Genomic DNA, 15,170 nt, shown 5'->3' with positions numbered 1-15,170 from the left:
TCAGGTGGTGATCAGGTTGCGGGTCTGGTGGTCGGTGGCGAGCAGGCTCTGGGCCTGCTGGGCCGCGGAGAGGCCGGTCTGGATGGCGGTCTCGGTGTAGAGGGTGCCGAGGTAGTCGCCCGCCAGCAGGACGCGGCCGGTGGGGCGGGTCAGGGTCGGCTGGAGCTTGGCGCGGCCGGGGAAGCAGTACGGGGCGCCGGTCGGCCAGCGCTGCACCTCTGCCTCGACCAGGTGGTCGGAGAATCCGGGGAGGACGGCGTCCAGGTCTGCCAGGTAGGTGTCGCGGATGTCGTCGTCATCGCGGTCGAGGAGATCGCGGGCGAGGGAGCCGGGGGAGAACGTCATGATGCTGCTGCCCGGCGAGCGCGCGGACTCCAGGCCGCGGGCGATGTTCGACAGGTTCAGCAGGACGTTGAACGACCGCTTCGGCGTCGCGATCGCGTAGGCGTCGTCCCAGACCTGGCGGCCGGTCTCGTTCGTCAGGAACGCGGCGCTCACGTACGGGCCGTAGACGATCTTCGACAACGCCTCGCGGACGTCGCGGTCCAGGTCGACCGCGACGCGGTGGCTCACGGTCGCGGGCGTGGCCAGCACCACGCACCGGGCCTCGACCTCGTGGTCCACGCCGTGCTGCCGGTACCGCACGACGACGGACCCGCGCTTCCGCACCACCTCGGACACCACGGCGCCGAGCTGCACGCGGTCGCCCAGCGCGGCCGCGATCGCACCGGTCAAAGTGGACGGTCCGCCGACGATGCTCTGCGAGAGGCCGCCACCGATGTTCCACACCAGGCCGAAGTAACCGACGCCCGCGCCCGCCGACATCTGGTCCATGTCGGCGGACGACCGCGTCACGGTCGGCTTGAACAACGCCTCGGCGTCCTCGGGCAGGTCGCCCACGAAGTCGGCGAACGAGCGGTCGTTCATGAAGTCGTAGATCCGCTGCTGCCGGGTCGCGGGGTCCTCGCCGGGCCTGCGCCGCACGATCCGCGAGTACTTCGCCACGGCCAGCGCGACCTTGGCGCCCGCCGTCAGCATGCCAACGCGGGACTCGCGGGACATCGGGATGCGGAACGGATACGACTCCACGCGGCCTCGCAGCAGCAGCTTGCCGTTCATCGCGAGCCCGGCGAGCGAACCCGTGACCGGCGTCGAGTCGACCCCGGTGGAGCCGAGCAGCCACGACGTCGCGGAGTCACCGCCCGCGTAGACGTGCCCTCCCCAGTTCATCCAGTGCCGGCCACGGCGTTCCGAACGGATCCGGCCGCCGACCCGCCCCTCGGACTCCAGCACCACGGTGTCCCAGTGCCGCAGCCGCCACGCGGAGGCCAGCCCCGCGATGCCACCGCCGACGATCACCACGTCCTTCATCGGTTCTCCTTCAGAGATGCGGATTCGTGCAGGGCCAGGCCGCGGGTCTCCGGTGCCCAGAGCACCGAGACGACCGCGCCTGCGAGGCTGATCGCGGCGGCGGCGAGCATGGTGCCGCCGACGCCCCAGCCGGCCAGCGCGAGCGGGACGAGGTAGGTGCCGACGGCGGCGCCGATCCGGCTCGCGGAGGACGCGAGGCCGACCGCCGACCCGCGCACCTCGGTCGGGAACAGCTCGTTGGGGTAGATCCACTGCAGGATCTGGGTGCCGCCGATGACGACGGCGTAGGCACCGAAGAGCGCCATGATCACGACGGTCGGCGCGCCCGGGAACAGGCCCAGCAACAACAACGCGAGCCCGGACCACACGAAGCTGTGGATCACCAGCGGCCGCCGTCCCATCCGGTTCACCACGAACAGCGCGAGCACGCAACCGACGAGGAACAGCACAGTGATGAACGCCGACCCGACGTGTTCGAGCCCGCCTTCGAGGTTCAGCGCGCCGAGAATGGCAGGGCCGAACGCGTAGACGGCGAAGAGCGGGATCACCGAACAGGTCCAGAAGACCGAGATGTAGAGCATCCGCCCGCCGTAGCCGGACCTCAGGATCGCTTTGACGTCAACGTTCTCGCGTTCCTCCTCCGGCAGGTCGGCGATCGACGCGTCCGCCCCGTACACCTGCTTGATCACGGCGTCCGCCTCCGCGTGCCGCCCCTGGCTCGCGAGCCAGCGCGGCGACTCCGGCGTGCCGAGGCGCAGCAGCACGATGATCGTCGCGGGCAGCGCGGCGCTCGCGAGCATCCAGCGCCAGCCGTCGTCGCCGGTCGTGAGCAGCCACTCGCCCACGACGTACGACGTGGCGGCACCCACGAACCACATGACCACCAGACCGCCGAGCAACGGGCCGCGGTACCTGCGCGGCGTGAACTCGGCCAGCAGCGACGTCGCGATCGGGTAGTCCGCGCCGACCGCCATGCCGATCAGCAGCCTCAACACGAAGAGCCACACCGGATCCGTGGCCCAGAACTGCGCGACGGAACACCCGATGATCGCGATCAGGTCGACCGTGTAGAGGGTCTGCCGGCCGAACCTGTCCGTGAGCCAGCCGCCCGCGAACGCCCCGAAGAAGATGCCGATCAACGACGACGCGCCGATGAGTCCCTGCGCCGAGGCGGACAGCCCGAGCTGCGGCGTGATCTGGACCATCGCCACACCGATGACGCTCAGCACGTACCCGTCGAGGAACGGGCCGCCGGACGAGTACAGCGCCAGCTTCTTGTGGAATCGCGACAAAGGCGCGTCGTCCAGCCTGTTCACGGCCTGTGTCATCACAGCCTCCGGAAAGGGGTCGGTGGGGATGGGGACCAAGCATCTGGCCGCTTCCGGGGGCCGACAACGGGTCACAGCTCCAGACCTTCACCTGAGTCAGAAGTTCGCCTACGCTTCCGGGCCATGGCCGGACGTCCTCAGGGCGCCGTCGTCCTCACCGACGAGGAACGGGCCGCGCTGCGGGCGTGGACCCGCAGCCGCACCTGCGCCCAGGCACTGGCCCAGCGCGCGCAGATCGTGCTGGCGTGCGAGTCCGAACCCACGAACGCCGACGTCGCCCGCCTGCTGGGCGTCTCCCGCGACATGGTCGGCAAGTGGCGGTCGCGGTTCCTGGCAGACCGGCTCGCGGGCCTCGCTGAACAACCCCGCGCAGGCCGCCCTCCCGCGGCCGACGACGACACGGTCGCGCACGTCCTCATCCGCACGCTCACCCCGCCGCCGCACGGCCAGGCGCGCTGGACGACCCGGTCCACCGCGGCCGAGACCGGGCTGAGCCAGAGCACCGTCAACAGGATCTGGCGGACGTTCCACATCGGACGGTCGCAGCCGGGTTCGCGCCGGCCGTGGTCGTTGCCGGACAACGTCGAGGAGGTCGTCGGCCTGTACGTCGCGCCACCGGTGTGCGTGCTCGCCGTGACCACCGGCACCGGACCGGTCACGACCTCCCGGCTCTTCGGTCACGACGACGAGCCCGCGCACGTCCTGGCCGTCGCCTGCGCGTTCGCCAGGCTCAGAGGTACCGCGCCACCGCCGTCGTTCCTGGACGGGGTCGCGACCGGCCCGAAGGTGCGCCTGCTCGTCTGCGGCACCTCGGCGCCGGGAGGCCCGCACTGGCACTACGCCCCCGATGCGCGGGCGTGGGTCGAGGAGGTCCACCGGCTGCTGGCCGGCGCGCACTCCCCCGCGCCGGGCCCATCGAGGCTGCGCGACGCCCTGCTGACCTGGTCGACGACCTGGACGCCGGCGGCGCGGCCGTTCGCGCTCGCGGCCGCTCCGGGTGCCTCCTACAGCGCGCCCATCAGCGGCCGTGACAGTGACTCACCGGCGCCCGCCGCGCGCACAGTCCGGCCTTCCGCGGCCGAGCTCACCACCGATCCGCTGGTGGAACGGCTGCGCGAGACCCTGCTGGCCGGCCCGCTCGTCGCCGGTGAGCGCGTCCGCGAGGCACCGCTCGCCACCGGTCTCGGCTGTTCGCGCCGGGCCGTCCGCACGGCCCTGCGGGCGTTGGCGGAGGAAGGTCTGCTCGATCTGCTGCCCACCGGGGCGGCCAGGATCCCGGTCGTCACCGCCCAGGACGTCCTCGACGTCTACGCCCTGCGCGCGAGCCTCGGCGCGCTCCTGCTGCGCAGGGTCGCCATGTTCGGCCCCGAGGTCCTCGCCCCCGCGGCGGCGATGCTCGACGAGGTCCGCGCCGCCGCCCACGACCGCGACCACCACCGCATCCGGGCGGTCGACCTGTGGTTCCAGGACGCGCTCGCCCGCACCGCGGACCTCCCCCAGGCCGCGGGCACCTTCGAACGCTCCACCGCGCGCCTCTGGATGTTCGTCAACCTGCTCGACATGGACTACCGCCAGGCCTTCGACGTCATCACCGCCGAGGACGCCGCCGTTTTCGAGGCGCTGCAACGCTCCGACGGCAACGAGGCCGCCCGCCTGTGGCGCCTCAAGATCGAACGGTGCGTGCGCCACATGGTCGCCCAGTTCCCCTCGGACGACGTCGACCCGCACCTCTGGACGGCACTGGCCGGGCGGCCCCGCCTGCACAGGACCTAGGAGCTCGCGGTGTCGTGCACCAGCCGTTCGGCGAGGGCGCGGGCCGAGCTGGGGTTCTGGCCGGTGTAGAGGTTGCCGTCGACGACCACGAACTCCGCCCAGTCCTCCGGCGCGCTGCGGTAGTGGCCGCCCTCGGCCCGCAGCCGGTCCTCCACCAGCCACTTGGCCAGCGGGGCGGTGCCGACGGCGTGTTCCTCGACGTTGCTGAAGCCGGTGACCTGGCGGCCGCGGAAGAGCCAGTCGCCGTTGCCGGCACGGGCCGGGAGCAACGCGGCGGGACCGTGGCACACGGCGGCCACCGGCTTGCCCGCCTCGGTGAAGCGGCGCAGCAGCGCGCCGAAACCCGGGGAGACGGCGAGGTCCTCCATCGGACCCCATCCGCCGGGGACGAAGACGAGGTCGTACCCGGCGACGTCGACGTCCTCCAGCGCCAGGGGCGTGTGCCGGGCGGCGATCGACTCCAGGTGCAGCCGAACCCGTTGCGCCTCTTCGGAACTGCCGCCGTGGTACTCGGGGTTGAAGCCCGCCTCGTCCGCTGTCGGCTTCACGCCGCCGGGGGTGGCGAGGGTGATGGCGAAGCCCGCGTCGGCGAAGACGTGGTACGGGGTGCTCAGCTCCTCCGGCCAGTAGCCGCTCGGGTGGCGGGTGCCGTCCGCCAGGGTCCAGTGGTCGGCTCCGGTGACCGCGATGAGAACGTGCGTCATGGCAGAAGTCCTTCTGGGTGAACGGAAGCGCGCGCAAACTACGGAACACCCGGTCGACGGGTGCTCCGCCGGCAACGGGCGCTAGTTGGCCTGGTCGAGCCTGCCGACCGGCGGGAGTTCGCCGCTGGACAGGGAGTCGCCGAACGCGCGGGGCGTCACGCCGAAGCGGTCGCGGAACTCGTTGATGAAGTGCGAGGTGCTGCGGTAGCCGACGGCCTTCGAGATCTGGGTGACGTTGGACTCGTCCTCCACCAGCAGTTCGCGGGCCTTGTTGAGCCGCATCTCCTTCACGAACTGGTACGGCGAGCGGCCGGTGACGTCGCGGAACAGGTGCGAGAACGCGGACGGGCTCATGAAGGCCCGCTCGGCCATGTCGTTGACGCTCAACGGTTCCGCGATGTGCTCGCACACGTAGGCGATGATCGCGCTGACCGGGTTGGCCGCGCTCTCCCGCGCCGCCCGGCCGACGAGCCGCGAGTACTGCTCGGCCTGCAGGGCGCGGTAGACGATCTCCTTGAGGTACGTCGGCGCCAGCACGCGGCGGTCCGCCCCGGTCGACAGGGCGCGGAGGAAGCGGAGGATCGCGTCCATCATGTCCCGGTCGAGCGCCGAGACGAACGAGGGCGGCGGCACGGCCTCGGCGGGCTCGCGGGTGAACGCCGTGGTCCGGCGTTCCGCGATGATGTCGGACGAGATGCTGCGGACCAGGTCGTTGTCGAGCTGCAGGCCGAACGACAGGAACGGCTTCTCCCTGCTGGCCTCGACGATCTCGGTCAGGAAGGGCTCGTTGCCGCTGATGGCGAGGTAGGTGAACGGGTCGTAGTAGTGCGCGACCCCGCCCTGGGTGACCCGCTTGCGGCCCTGGGCGATCACGCACAGGTGCAGCTCGCGGACCTCCTCCCACAGCGGTGCCACCGGCTCGTCGAACCGGTAGATCGTGAGGCCGGGCCACAGCCCGTCGTTGGTCCCGACCTGGTCAGCGCGGGACTTCAGCTCCCGGACGAGGTCTCCGGAGCTGATCCGGAACTCCAGCGGGTTGAGGAACTCGGTCATGCCAGCCTCCTGGTCCTGCGCTGCACCCTACTCCTGCGTTCGGCCGTTCGTCGCTGGTCAGGACGGGTCAACGGTCTTCCAGTACGAGTCCTTGCGGACGATCTTGCCGCCGCGGAACTCCCAGAGGTCGCAGCCGCGTGCCCTCACCTCGGTGCCGTCGGTGGTGGTGCCGGTGACCAGCCACTCGGACACGCCCAGGTCACCGCTGACCCAGTGCCGGTCGGCGGCGTAGCGCACGTCGGGGATGGCGGAGAAGCGCGCGGCCAGGCCCTCGCGGACGGCCTGCTTGCCGACCAGGCGCCTGCCCCACGGCTCGGGGCCGCGCGAGGTGTCGAAGGTGCAGTCCTCGACGAAGAACTCCATGATCGCGTCGAGGTCGTGGGCGTTGAACGCGTCCATGATCGCGTCCAGCGTCGCGACGGACATCGTGGTCATCGCTCCTCCAAGTCAGAACGCCGAGAAACCGATGGCCTGGAGCTGTTCACGGCCGTCGGGGCTGATGTCGGACGGCTTCCAGGCGGGCAGCCACTCCCACTCCAGGACGAGGTCGCGGCCGGCGAGCACGGCGTGGACGTTGCGTTCCATCACCGCCGTCAGCGGGCACGCCGCCGACGTCAGCGTCATCGTGATGGTCGCGACGCCGTCGTCACCGATCCGGACCTGGCGGACGAAGCCCAGGTCGACGACGTTGACGCCGAGGTCCGGGTCGACGACGTCGTAGAGCGCCTCGCGGACCGCCAGCTCGGCCTCGGTCTCCGGGACGTGCTCGCGGACCACGGGCACCCGCGGCGGTTCCGGCACGACCTCCACGGCCGCCGCCAGCCCCGACGGCCGCAGCACGAGGGTCACGTCGCTGGTGGGACTGCTGATCCAGTCCGCGACGCCGTGCGCCTTGCGGCGGATCCGGACGATGTCCTCCGCCGCCACGGCCGTTCCCGCGGCCAGCACCAGCGCGTCCGCGGCCAGGCCATGCTGCTGCGCGCGAACCAGTGCCTTGTCGAGCACGCGCGCCAGCTGCTCGCAGGTGACGCCCGGACCGAACCGCAGCCGGGCACGCGCCTCGCCGGCGGGCCTGCCCAGCACCCGCCGCAACGCGGCCTGCGCGTCGTCCCGCGCGATCCGGACCTGCTCCTCCCGGACGGTGATGTCGACGGCCTCGGCCAGAGCGGTCATCGCCGTGCCTCCGTTCGTCGCGTCCGCTGGGGCAGCAGGCTCTTCAGGTCGAACCCGTCGTCGGCGAGTTGGGCGGCGGACACCTCGTGCGGCGCGCCGAGCAGCTTGCGGGTGGTCATGAGGTCACCGAGCCGGTCGAGGGTGACCACGGCCGTGACCCGCCCGTCCTCCAGGGAGAACACCGAGAACGAGCGGTCCTCGACCGAGCCCCGCAGGACCTTGGTCGCGTCCGGGCCCGCGTGGCCGACGGACTTGATGCTGTGGTCGTACTGGTCGGACCAGAAGTAGTGGCTGTCGGTGAACGGCACCGCCTCGCCCATCAGGTTCCTGGCGGCGTTGGCCCCGTGCCGCATCGCCGTGTCGTGGTGCTCGACCCGGACCGTGCGCCCGCAGGCGGGGTGGAACCGGGAGGCGACGTCGCCGATCGCGAAGACGTCCGGCGCGCTGGTGCGGCCGAACTCGTCGGTGACGATGCCGCCGTTCACCTCGATCCCGGCGGCGACGGCGAGCTCGGTGTTGGGCAGCGAGCCGACGCCGACGAGCAGGTCGTCGCACTCGACGACCTCGCCGTCCCCGGTCCGCAGTTCGAGCCCCGCCGCCGTCTCCGTCATCGACGTGATCAGCTGCCCTGCCCGGATCTCGACGCCGCGGTCGCCGTGGATGCCCACCACCGCGGCACCGAACTCGGGGCCCAGCACGCGGGCGAGCGGCCGTGCCTCGGGTTCGAAGACGGTGACGCGCACGCCTCGCGCGGCGGCGATGGCGGCCACCTCGCACCCGATGAAGCCCGCGCCGAGGATCACCAGGTGCCGCCCCGGCGCGAGCTTCGCGCCCAGGCGCTGGGAGTCGGCGACGGACCGGAGCGAGTGGACGCGGTCCCCGGTGAAGCCGGGCAACGTCCTGGCCCGCACGCCCGTGGCGAGGACCAGGGCGTCGTAGGCCAGCGAGCCGCCGTCGGACAGCCGCACCTTCCGCCCGGCAGGGTCGAGCTCCTCGACCCGCGTGCCGAGGAGCACCTCGACGTCGTTGTCCGCGTACCAGCCGGACGGGTTGGCCTGGAAGTCCTCCAACCCGAAACTCCCGGCGAGGTACTGCTTCGACAGCGGCGGCCGCTCGTAGGGCAGGTGCAGCTCGTCGGAGACCAGCGACACCCTGCCGTCGTACCCGGCGGACCGCAGGCCGGCGGCGGTGGCCGCCGCCGCGACCCCGCCCCCGACCAGCACGAACCCGTTCACCGCACACGCACCGAGATCGCGCCCTCGTCGTCGACCTTGCAGTCGTAGCCGACGAGGGTGGCCGTGGCCGGGTTGATGCCCTTGGCCGTGCACACGTCGAACTCCCAGAGGTGCTGCGCGCAGGTGAGCTTGCGGCCGTCCAGCTCACCGTCCGCGAGCGGCCACTCCTGGTGCGGGCAGCGGTTCTGGTACGCCAGCACGTCGCCGTCCATGTTCACGAGGAGGACGGACCTGCCCTCCACGTCGACGGCGAGCATCTCGCCCTCCCACAGCTCGTCGAGGTGCGACACCTCGTGCCACCCGGTGAGCTGCTCCGTCACGGTCTCGCTCATCTCCGTCTCACCTCGCCGCGTCGAAAATGCCGCTGTGCAACGACTCCCTGGCCGCGCGTGCCTGCGCGACGACCTCCTCGGCCGGCCTGCCGAGCAGCGGGGCGAGTGCCTCGACCGCCTCGTCGGCCATCGCGGACCAGCGGTCGATCCACTTGCGCAACGGCTTCTCGTTGGCGGCGCGCTGGTCCAGGGCGTAGCGGGCCAGCGCCGCACTCCACCGGTCGCGCCTGCGGCTGTCCGCGTCCAGGAGCCCGCTGAGCAACCACGACTGCTCGTCCCCCGCCGCCCGGCTCACCGCGCCGAACTGGCGCAGCAGCAGGTCGTCCAGCGTCGGGGCGAGGACGAGGTTGAGCGAGGTGAACGCCTCGCCCCAGTCGTAGGCGACCAGCGCCCGTTCGACGGCCTTGCGCGCGGGCTGCCACGCCGGGTGCCGCTCCCAGAGCTCCCGCTCGTTCTCGCCGATGCCGGAACCGGGGTGGGCGATCTGCAACGCCCGCGTCCGGTAGGCGACGACGGTGACGCGGCGCAGGAAGTCGGCGTTGGCATAGCCGGCGGCACTCGTGACGTACGAGCTCGGGCCGATGTAGCCGACGTAGGCCTCGGCCTGCTGGAAGCCGTGGACGAGGTAGCGCGACGGCGTCAGCAGCGACCTGAGCCGTTCGACCTGGTGCTGTGGCAGGGTTTCGTCCGCGTCGGCGTACATCTCCATCACGCCGTCGAGCTTGGTCTGCGCGGTGGCCTGGAGGTTGACGTACGCGCGGTAGGCGATCTTGTCGGGGTCGCGGAAGCCCTCCCAGTCGTCGGCCTGCAGCGGCGAGTGCTCGCGGTAGGTGAGGAACCACAGGTTGCCCGGCGAGGACGGGTTCTGCTCGAACACGCTGCTCTTGCCGGCGCGGGTGTTCCAGTTCTGCGAGTGCGTGACGATCTCGTACTCGCTGGGCATCCGGCGGACGTCGCCGAACGCGCTGAACGTGCGCAGCTTGCGCTGCCTCTTCACGGGCCCGCTCATGCCTTTGCCCCGCTCTCCCAGACGATGTGGTCGCTGCCGGTGCGCACGCGCCCCGCGAAGGAGGACATGGAGACCTCCAGCGAACGGATCCGGTAGTCGGATCCCAGGTATTCCTGCAGGGTCGCCTCGGTCAGCTCGAGCCTGCCCTCGGCCTGCACCCGGATGTAGGCGCCGCGGTCGATGACCTCGATCTCGGCGTCCGGGTTGTCGTCCTCGATGGCGGCGATGATCTGGTCGACCTCGTCGCCGTGCCGCAGCACCGGTCCCACGGGGTTCTTCACGACGCGCCTCCGGGGATCTCGTACTCGACGGCGACGTGGTCGAGCGGCTTGATGCCCGCCTCGGCGACGGTCAGGTGGCCGGGCAGCTTGCGGCCGTTGTGGATGACGACCTTCGGGTGCGGGAGGGCCCGCACCCGGCGGCCCTCGGAGTGGTGGGCGACCGCCGCGGCCACCTCGTCCATCGTGTTCGCGGTGGTCACCGGGACCAGGATCGCGACGAAGTCCGTGGAGAAGATGGCGTTGAGGGGCACCAGTTCCGGTGCGGCTGTCTGCTCGCTCATCTCGTCACCGCCCCGCCACGATCAGGCCGCTGGCCTCGCGACCGGCGTAGTCCTTGGTCCAGGCCTCGTAGTCCGGGTCGTCGCCCATGACGTCCGGCGTGATGCCCATGTAGTCGAGCAGACCGGGCACGGTCATCGGCTGGATCTGCCCGGCGAGGAACCGGTCGACCAGGGTCAGGTGGTTGACGTTGTCGCGGTCCTTCCACCAGATCTGGCGGCAGCCGTTGCTGCAGAAGTGGTACTTCTGGCCGTTGTAGTCGAGCGAGCGGTCCCGGATGCGCCACGTGCCGTCCCGCGACTGGGTGGGGTTGCACATGGGCAGGTGGCAGGTGGAGCACAGCCACGGCAACGTCTCCGGCAGCGTGGCCTCGACGTTGTTGGCGTTGATGTTGTCGATGATGACGTCCCACTTGTCGCCGTAGACGGTCTCCCAGTTGGGGTACTTCTCCCGCAACCAGTCGCGTTCGTCTTGGGAGACACCGGCCTTCGGCTTCCACCACAGGGTCGGCCGCCACCACCACAGTCCCATGTGGAGGGAGTGGTGCCAGGTGTCGAGGCCGCGCATGAACTCGTCCCAGAACCACGGCTTCTTCAGGCCGTAGTCCTCGATCGTGCGGACGAACTGGTCGACGATCCACTCCTCCATGAACTCCCGGTACGACTGCTTCCGGTGCTCCAGCGGGGTGTAGTAGTCCATGGCCGGCCCGGTCAGCGCGGCGAACGCCCTGGCGTTGGCCCAGAAACCCTTGTCGATCACCCACTGGGCGCGGGCCGGGTCGTGCTCGACCAGGATCTCCAGGGTGGCGACGCCCTGCTGGGAGTGCCGGGCCTCGTCGGTCTGGATCGACGAGATCATGCTGGCGAAGTTGACGTCGCCCGCCTCCAGCGCGTCCGCCGAGAGCGCGACGAACTGGAGGTTGGTGAAGCCGGTCTCGAACGTGAGCGGCAGCATCAGCGCGCAGTCGACGACGTTCGAGGTGGTCATGAAGCCGTCGAACAGGGTGCGCAGCGCGATCGGCACCCAGTCGTTGGTGCTGTATGTCTTCTGCGTCCAGTCGAACTGCGGGTCCTTGGCCACCAGCTCGTGGCCGAAGAACGTCGTGAGGTTCTGGTGCCGCAGCTCGTCCAGCTGCCCGTAGACGGCCATGTTGCGCCAGGCGCCGTTGAGGCCGAAGCGGGCCATCTTCAGCTCGGCGAGCATGGCGGTGTACTCGACCTGGGCGACGCCGCCGAAGTGCATCTTCGTGGAGGACTTCCAGCCCTCGTCCAGGTGGTCGAAGGTCGCGGTGCGCTGCAACGCCGCCTTGACGGCGTAGGTCGCGGACTCCTTCTCCCGCTGGGTGTACACGTACTCCGGGTAGGAGACCTTGTAGCCCTCCTCCCACTTCGCCCAGGCCTCGCGCGGCACCTTGCCGCTGCCGGTCAGCCAGTCCGGGTAGACCGCCTCGTCGTCCACGTAGGACAGCGTCCAGTCGACGTCGCGGACGAAGCCTTCCCACTCTTCCCGCTTGAGAAGCGCCATGGTCTCTCGATGTCCTCTCTCAGTCGACTTCGAAGTGGCCGAGCTGGCGGTTGACGCCCGCGTTGTCCCAGTAGGCCCTGATGCTGTCGATCAGGCCGTCCTCGTCGACGTGCACCAGGAAGAGGTGGGGCTCGGCGAAGTACTGGCCCTTGGCGGAGATGAAGCCCCACGCGGACTGCTGGGTGCCGGTGATGTCGCAGGCGACGACGACGTCGCCCTCGTCGTTGCCGTCGATGTGGTGGATCGTGTTGCCCAGGTCGGGGAACGCGTTGATCAGGCCGCTCCAGATGACCCTGCCGATGGTGCGGACCTTGCCGTCACCGCGGACCACGCGCTGCTTGGCCCAGACCTCGAAGGGGATGTAGGAGAAGTCGGCGTTGTCGGTGCACAGGTCCGTCATCGACACGACGTCGCGTTCGCGGTAGCGGTCGAAGAACTCGGTGACGACGTCGACGGGCGTGCGGGTGGCGGGACGGTCCAGCTGCTGCGTCACGGTGTCTCCTTCAGACGATCGTCACGTGGTCCTGGCGCTTCACGGCCAGCCGGCGGTAGAGCTGGTTCTGGCACCAGTAGGCCTCGACGCCGACGATGCGGTCGTCCTCGACGGTGAACCGCCACGCGGTGTCCAGGTCGAGGTGCTTCTCCTGGTTGATGGCGTCGAGGAAGTCGGCCGACTGGGTGCCCTCGATCTTGAACTCGGCGACGACGACCCTGCCGGCCTCGATGACGCTCTTCACCGTGACCAGCAGGTCGGGGAAGGCGGTGACGACGTCGTGCAGGAGGGTGCCGATGACGTTCTTCCCGCTGTCGCGGACCTTGAGCGGGAAGACGGTCACCACGGCGTTGTCGTCCACAGTGGACATCGCGGCGGGCACGTCCTTCAACCGGAACCCGGTCAGGAACGCTTCGACCGTCTGGCGTGCGGTCGTGGTCATGGCTGGCTCCTCTGGTCGCACGGGTTCACAGCAGCGCCAACGACTTCAGGACGGCGTCGGCGGTCGCCTCGGTGGAGTACGGGTTCTGGCCGGTGATCAGGTTCCGGTCGACGACGACGTGCGAGGCCCACGGGTAGGGCGCGTCGTCGAAGATCGCGCCCGCGTTCTGCAGGGCCGACGCGAGCAGCCACGGCAGGCCGAGCCTGCCGATCTCGTTCTGGTCCTCCTCCTCGTTGGTGTAGGAGGTGAGCCGGAACCCCTCGAACAGCCACTGGCCGTCGATGCGGTCGGGTGCGGCGAGCAGCAACGCGGGCGCGTGGCACAGGGCCGAGATCGTGGCGCCCTTGGCGTGCAGCGCGTTCAGCAACCTCGCCACATCGGGGTTGTCCGGCAGGTCGACCATCGGGCCGTGGCCGCCCGGAGCGAACATCGCGTCGAACGCGCCGAGCTCGTCGTCGCGCAGGCTGGCGAGCGCCACCGGGGAGCGGAAGCCCTCGATCGCGTTCGCCCTGGCCAGCCTGTCGTCGGCGACGGCCTGGCTCTCGGCGTTCAGCTCGGCGACGGCTTCGTGGAGCGACGTCTCGGGCAGGCCGCCGTCGAGGCCCTCGGCGCGCATCACCTCGACCAGGTCCCGGTCCTGCCGCCACGCGATCTTCGCCGCCCGGCTGACCAGGTCGTGTGCCTGCGCGACGGTCCTGCCGGCGGCCACGAGCCGTTGCGCGATCCGCCGCCCGGCCACCAGGTTCAGCTCCGTGGTGTGGTGCAGCGTGATCCGGATGTCGTCCGGGTCGTGGTGGAAGGTGCGGTAGACCGAGGCGAAGTAGTCGCGGTCCTGCGCCGGGTAGTGGAAGACGTGCCGCAGGCCGTACGGGTCGGGGACCGGCGCGGTGCCGTCCGGCGTCATGACGACGACCTCGGCACCCGCCGCCACGAACCGCTCGTACGAGAGCAGCGCCTCCTCGAGCCAGTACCCCGTCGGATGGTTGCTGCTGTCCCGCAGGTCGATCTCCCGCGCGCCGGACACGAGAAAGGCGATTCGCGGCATTGGGTTCCTCCCGGTGACGGGCTGGTGAAGACAAGAGAAACCATGCCGGTCGGTGATCCGACTTACATCGCAGAATCCGGCTGACGAGTTGCGAATTCCTGCACGCGGGGGCTCAGACCAGGCCGAGCGCCTTCGCGACCGCCCCGGCCGTCGCCTCGGTCGAGTACAGGTTCTGGCCGGTGATGAGATTGCGGTCCACGACCACGTGGGACGCCCACGCCGAGTCCGCGTCGTCGAGCACGGCCCCCGCGTTCTGCAGCGCGGAGGCGACGTACCACGGCAGGCAGAACGCGCTCTGGTCCTCTTCCTCGTTCGTGGCGCAGGTGAGCCGGAAGCCCTCGAACAGCCACCGGCCGTCCACCCCGTCCGGTGCGGCGAGGAGCAGCGCCGCGGCCTGACCGAGCGTCGCGATGGTCGCGCCCCTCCGGTGCAGTACGCGCAGAAGCCGTGCCACGGCAGGACTTTCCGGCAGATCCACCATCGCGCCGTGCCCGCCGGGAGCGAACACCGCGTCGAACCCGCCGAGCTCGGCATCGGTGAGTTCGGCGAGCGCCACCGGCTCGCGGAAGCCGTCGAGGTCCTCCAGCCTGGCCTTCCGGTCCGCCGCCTCCGCGGCGCTCACCACGGCCAGCTCCTCGACGGCCTGCCGCAGCGACGCCTCGGTGAGCCCACCGTCCAGCCCGGCCAGCATCACGTCGACCAGCCTGCGGTCCTGCCGCCACGCGATCTTGGCGGCCTGGCTGACGAGCTCGTGCGCCTGCTCCGCCGACCGGCCGGCCACCTCGAGCCGGCGGGCGATCCTGCGCGCGGCCACCAGGTCGAGCTCGGTGGCGTGGTGCAGCGTGACGCGGATGCGGTCCGGGTGGCGGTGGAAGGTCCGGCACACCGACGCGAAGTAGCCGCGGTCCTCGGCCGGGTGGTGGAAGCACGGCTCGAGGCTGCACGGCTCGATGACGGGCGCGCTGCCGTCCGGGGTCATCACGACGACGTCGGCGCCGTTCGCCACGAACAGGTCGTACGGCGTGAGCGCCTGCTCGGCCCAGTACCCCGCCGGGTGGGCGGCGCCGTCCAGGAGGTCGATCTCCCGGGCGCCGGAGACCAGGTAGGCGATGCGAGGCACGTGTTCCC

General features: G+C 70.7%; 17 protein-coding genes. 1 reads left to right on the top strand and 16 read right to left on the bottom strand.

Going from position 1 to position 15,170, the window contains the following annotated elements:
- Both ACQEU1_RS02195 and ACQEU1_RS02190 read right to left on the bottom strand, forming a co-directional pair.
- On the bottom strand, positions 1 to 1,371 hold the full coding sequence (locus ACQEU1_RS02195; protein WP_433195623.1) for a flavin monoamine oxidase family protein: 1,371 nt from the start codon (positions 1,369 to 1,371) through the stop codon (positions 1 to 3).
- Entirely contained in the window at positions 1,368 to 2,699 is a 1,332-nt protein-coding gene (locus ACQEU1_RS02190) for an MFS transporter (protein WP_433195621.1), read from the bottom strand. Before ACQEU1_RS02190 ends, ACQEU1_RS02195 begins: the two co-directional genes overlap by 4 nt.
- Before the next feature lie 123 nt (positions 2,700 to 2,822).
- On the opposite strand from ACQEU1_RS02190, the gene ACQEU1_RS02185 reads away from it, so the two are divergent.
- A complete protein-coding gene (locus tag ACQEU1_RS02185) occupies positions 2,823 to 4,472 on the top strand; it encodes a helix-turn-helix domain-containing protein (protein WP_433195619.1) in 1,650 nt (549 codons plus the stop codon).
- Here the strand turns inward: ACQEU1_RS02185 and ACQEU1_RS02180 are convergent.
- The 14 genes from ACQEU1_RS02180 to ACQEU1_RS02115 all read right to left on the bottom strand — a co-directional run bounded on the left by ACQEU1_RS02180 (position 4,469) and on the right by ACQEU1_RS02115 (position 15,162).
- Positions 4,469 to 5,176: a type 1 glutamine amidotransferase domain-containing protein gene (locus tag ACQEU1_RS02180; RefSeq protein WP_433195617.1), complete on the bottom strand. Its 708-nt coding sequence runs from the start codon at positions 5,174 to 5,176 to the stop codon at positions 4,469 to 4,471. The genes ACQEU1_RS02185 and ACQEU1_RS02180 overlap by 4 nt on opposite strands.
- Before the next feature lie 81 nt (positions 5,177 to 5,257).
- On the bottom strand, positions 5,258 to 6,229 hold the full coding sequence (locus ACQEU1_RS02175; protein WP_433195615.1) for an AraC family transcriptional regulator: 972 nt from the start codon (positions 6,227 to 6,229) through the stop codon (positions 5,258 to 5,260).
- A gap of 57 nt (positions 6,230 to 6,286) precedes the next feature.
- On the bottom strand, positions 6,287 to 6,664 hold the full coding sequence (locus ACQEU1_RS02170) for a nuclear transport factor 2 family protein (RefSeq protein ID WP_433195613.1): 378 nt from the start codon (positions 6,662 to 6,664) through the stop codon (positions 6,287 to 6,289).
- 12 nt (positions 6,665 to 6,676) lie between these two features.
- A complete protein-coding gene (locus ACQEU1_RS02165) occupies positions 6,677 to 7,402 on the bottom strand; it encodes an iron-sulfur cluster assembly protein (protein WP_433195611.1) in 726 nt (241 codons plus the stop codon).
- On the bottom strand, positions 7,399 to 8,637 hold the full coding sequence (locus ACQEU1_RS02160) for an NAD(P)/FAD-dependent oxidoreductase (RefSeq protein WP_433195609.1): 1,239 nt from the start codon (positions 8,635 to 8,637) through the stop codon (positions 7,399 to 7,401). Before ACQEU1_RS02160 ends, ACQEU1_RS02165 begins: the two co-directional genes overlap by 4 nt.
- Positions 8,634 to 8,969: a Rieske 2Fe-2S domain-containing protein gene (locus ACQEU1_RS02155; RefSeq protein ID WP_433195607.1), complete on the bottom strand. Its 336-nt coding sequence runs from the start codon at positions 8,967 to 8,969 to the stop codon at positions 8,634 to 8,636. Before ACQEU1_RS02155 ends, ACQEU1_RS02160 begins: the two co-directional genes overlap by 4 nt.
- 7 nt (positions 8,970 to 8,976) lie before the next feature.
- The gene (locus ACQEU1_RS02150; RefSeq protein ID WP_433195605.1) at positions 8,977 to 9,978 is read right to left on the bottom strand and encodes a toluene hydroxylase; all 1,002 of its coding nucleotides are present in this window, start codon (positions 9,976 to 9,978) and stop codon (positions 8,977 to 8,979) included.
- Complete coding sequence (locus tag ACQEU1_RS02145; RefSeq protein ID WP_433195603.1) at positions 9,975 to 10,259, bottom strand: MmoB/DmpM family protein; 285 nt, start codon at positions 10,257 to 10,259, stop codon at positions 9,975 to 9,977. The genes ACQEU1_RS02150 and ACQEU1_RS02145 overlap by 4 nt, the downstream gene beginning before the upstream one ends.
- Entirely contained in the window at positions 10,256 to 10,540 is a 285-nt protein-coding gene (locus tag ACQEU1_RS02140) for a toluene-4-monooxygenase system B family protein (RefSeq protein ID WP_433195601.1), read from the bottom strand. The genes ACQEU1_RS02145 and ACQEU1_RS02140 overlap by 4 nt, the downstream gene beginning before the upstream one ends.
- A gap of 4 nt (positions 10,541 to 10,544) precedes the next feature.
- Positions 10,545 to 12,062, bottom strand: coding sequence for a toluene monooxygenase (locus ACQEU1_RS02135; RefSeq protein ID WP_433195599.1), 1,518 nt, complete (start codon positions 12,060 to 12,062; stop codon positions 10,545 to 10,547).
- Between the two features lie 19 nt (positions 12,063 to 12,081).
- Positions 12,082 to 12,555, bottom strand: a complete 474-nt coding sequence (locus ACQEU1_RS02130; protein WP_433195597.1) for a nuclear transport factor 2 family protein — start codon at positions 12,553 to 12,555, stop codon at positions 12,082 to 12,084.
- 10 nt (positions 12,556 to 12,565) lie between these two features.
- Entirely contained in the window at positions 12,566 to 12,997 is a 432-nt protein-coding gene (locus ACQEU1_RS02125) for a nuclear transport factor 2 family protein (RefSeq protein WP_433195595.1), read from the bottom strand.
- Between the two features lie 25 nt (positions 12,998 to 13,022).
- Positions 13,023 to 14,042, bottom strand: coding sequence for a DJ-1/PfpI family protein (locus tag ACQEU1_RS02120; RefSeq protein WP_433195593.1), 1,020 nt, complete (start codon positions 14,040 to 14,042; stop codon positions 13,023 to 13,025).
- Positions 14,043 to 14,154: 112 nt separating this feature from the next.
- Positions 14,155 to 15,162, bottom strand: coding sequence for a DJ-1/PfpI family protein (locus ACQEU1_RS02115; protein ID WP_433195591.1), 1,008 nt, complete (start codon positions 15,160 to 15,162; stop codon positions 14,155 to 14,157).
- Between the last annotated feature and the right edge of the window lie 8 nt (positions 15,163 to 15,170).

Source organism: Lentzea sp. CA-135723, assembly GCF_050936595.1.
In the GTDB taxonomy this organism is placed as follows: Bacteria; Actinomycetota; Actinomycetes; order Mycobacteriales; family Pseudonocardiaceae; genus Lentzea.
This window is presented reverse-complemented; position numbering and strand designations above follow the sequence as displayed.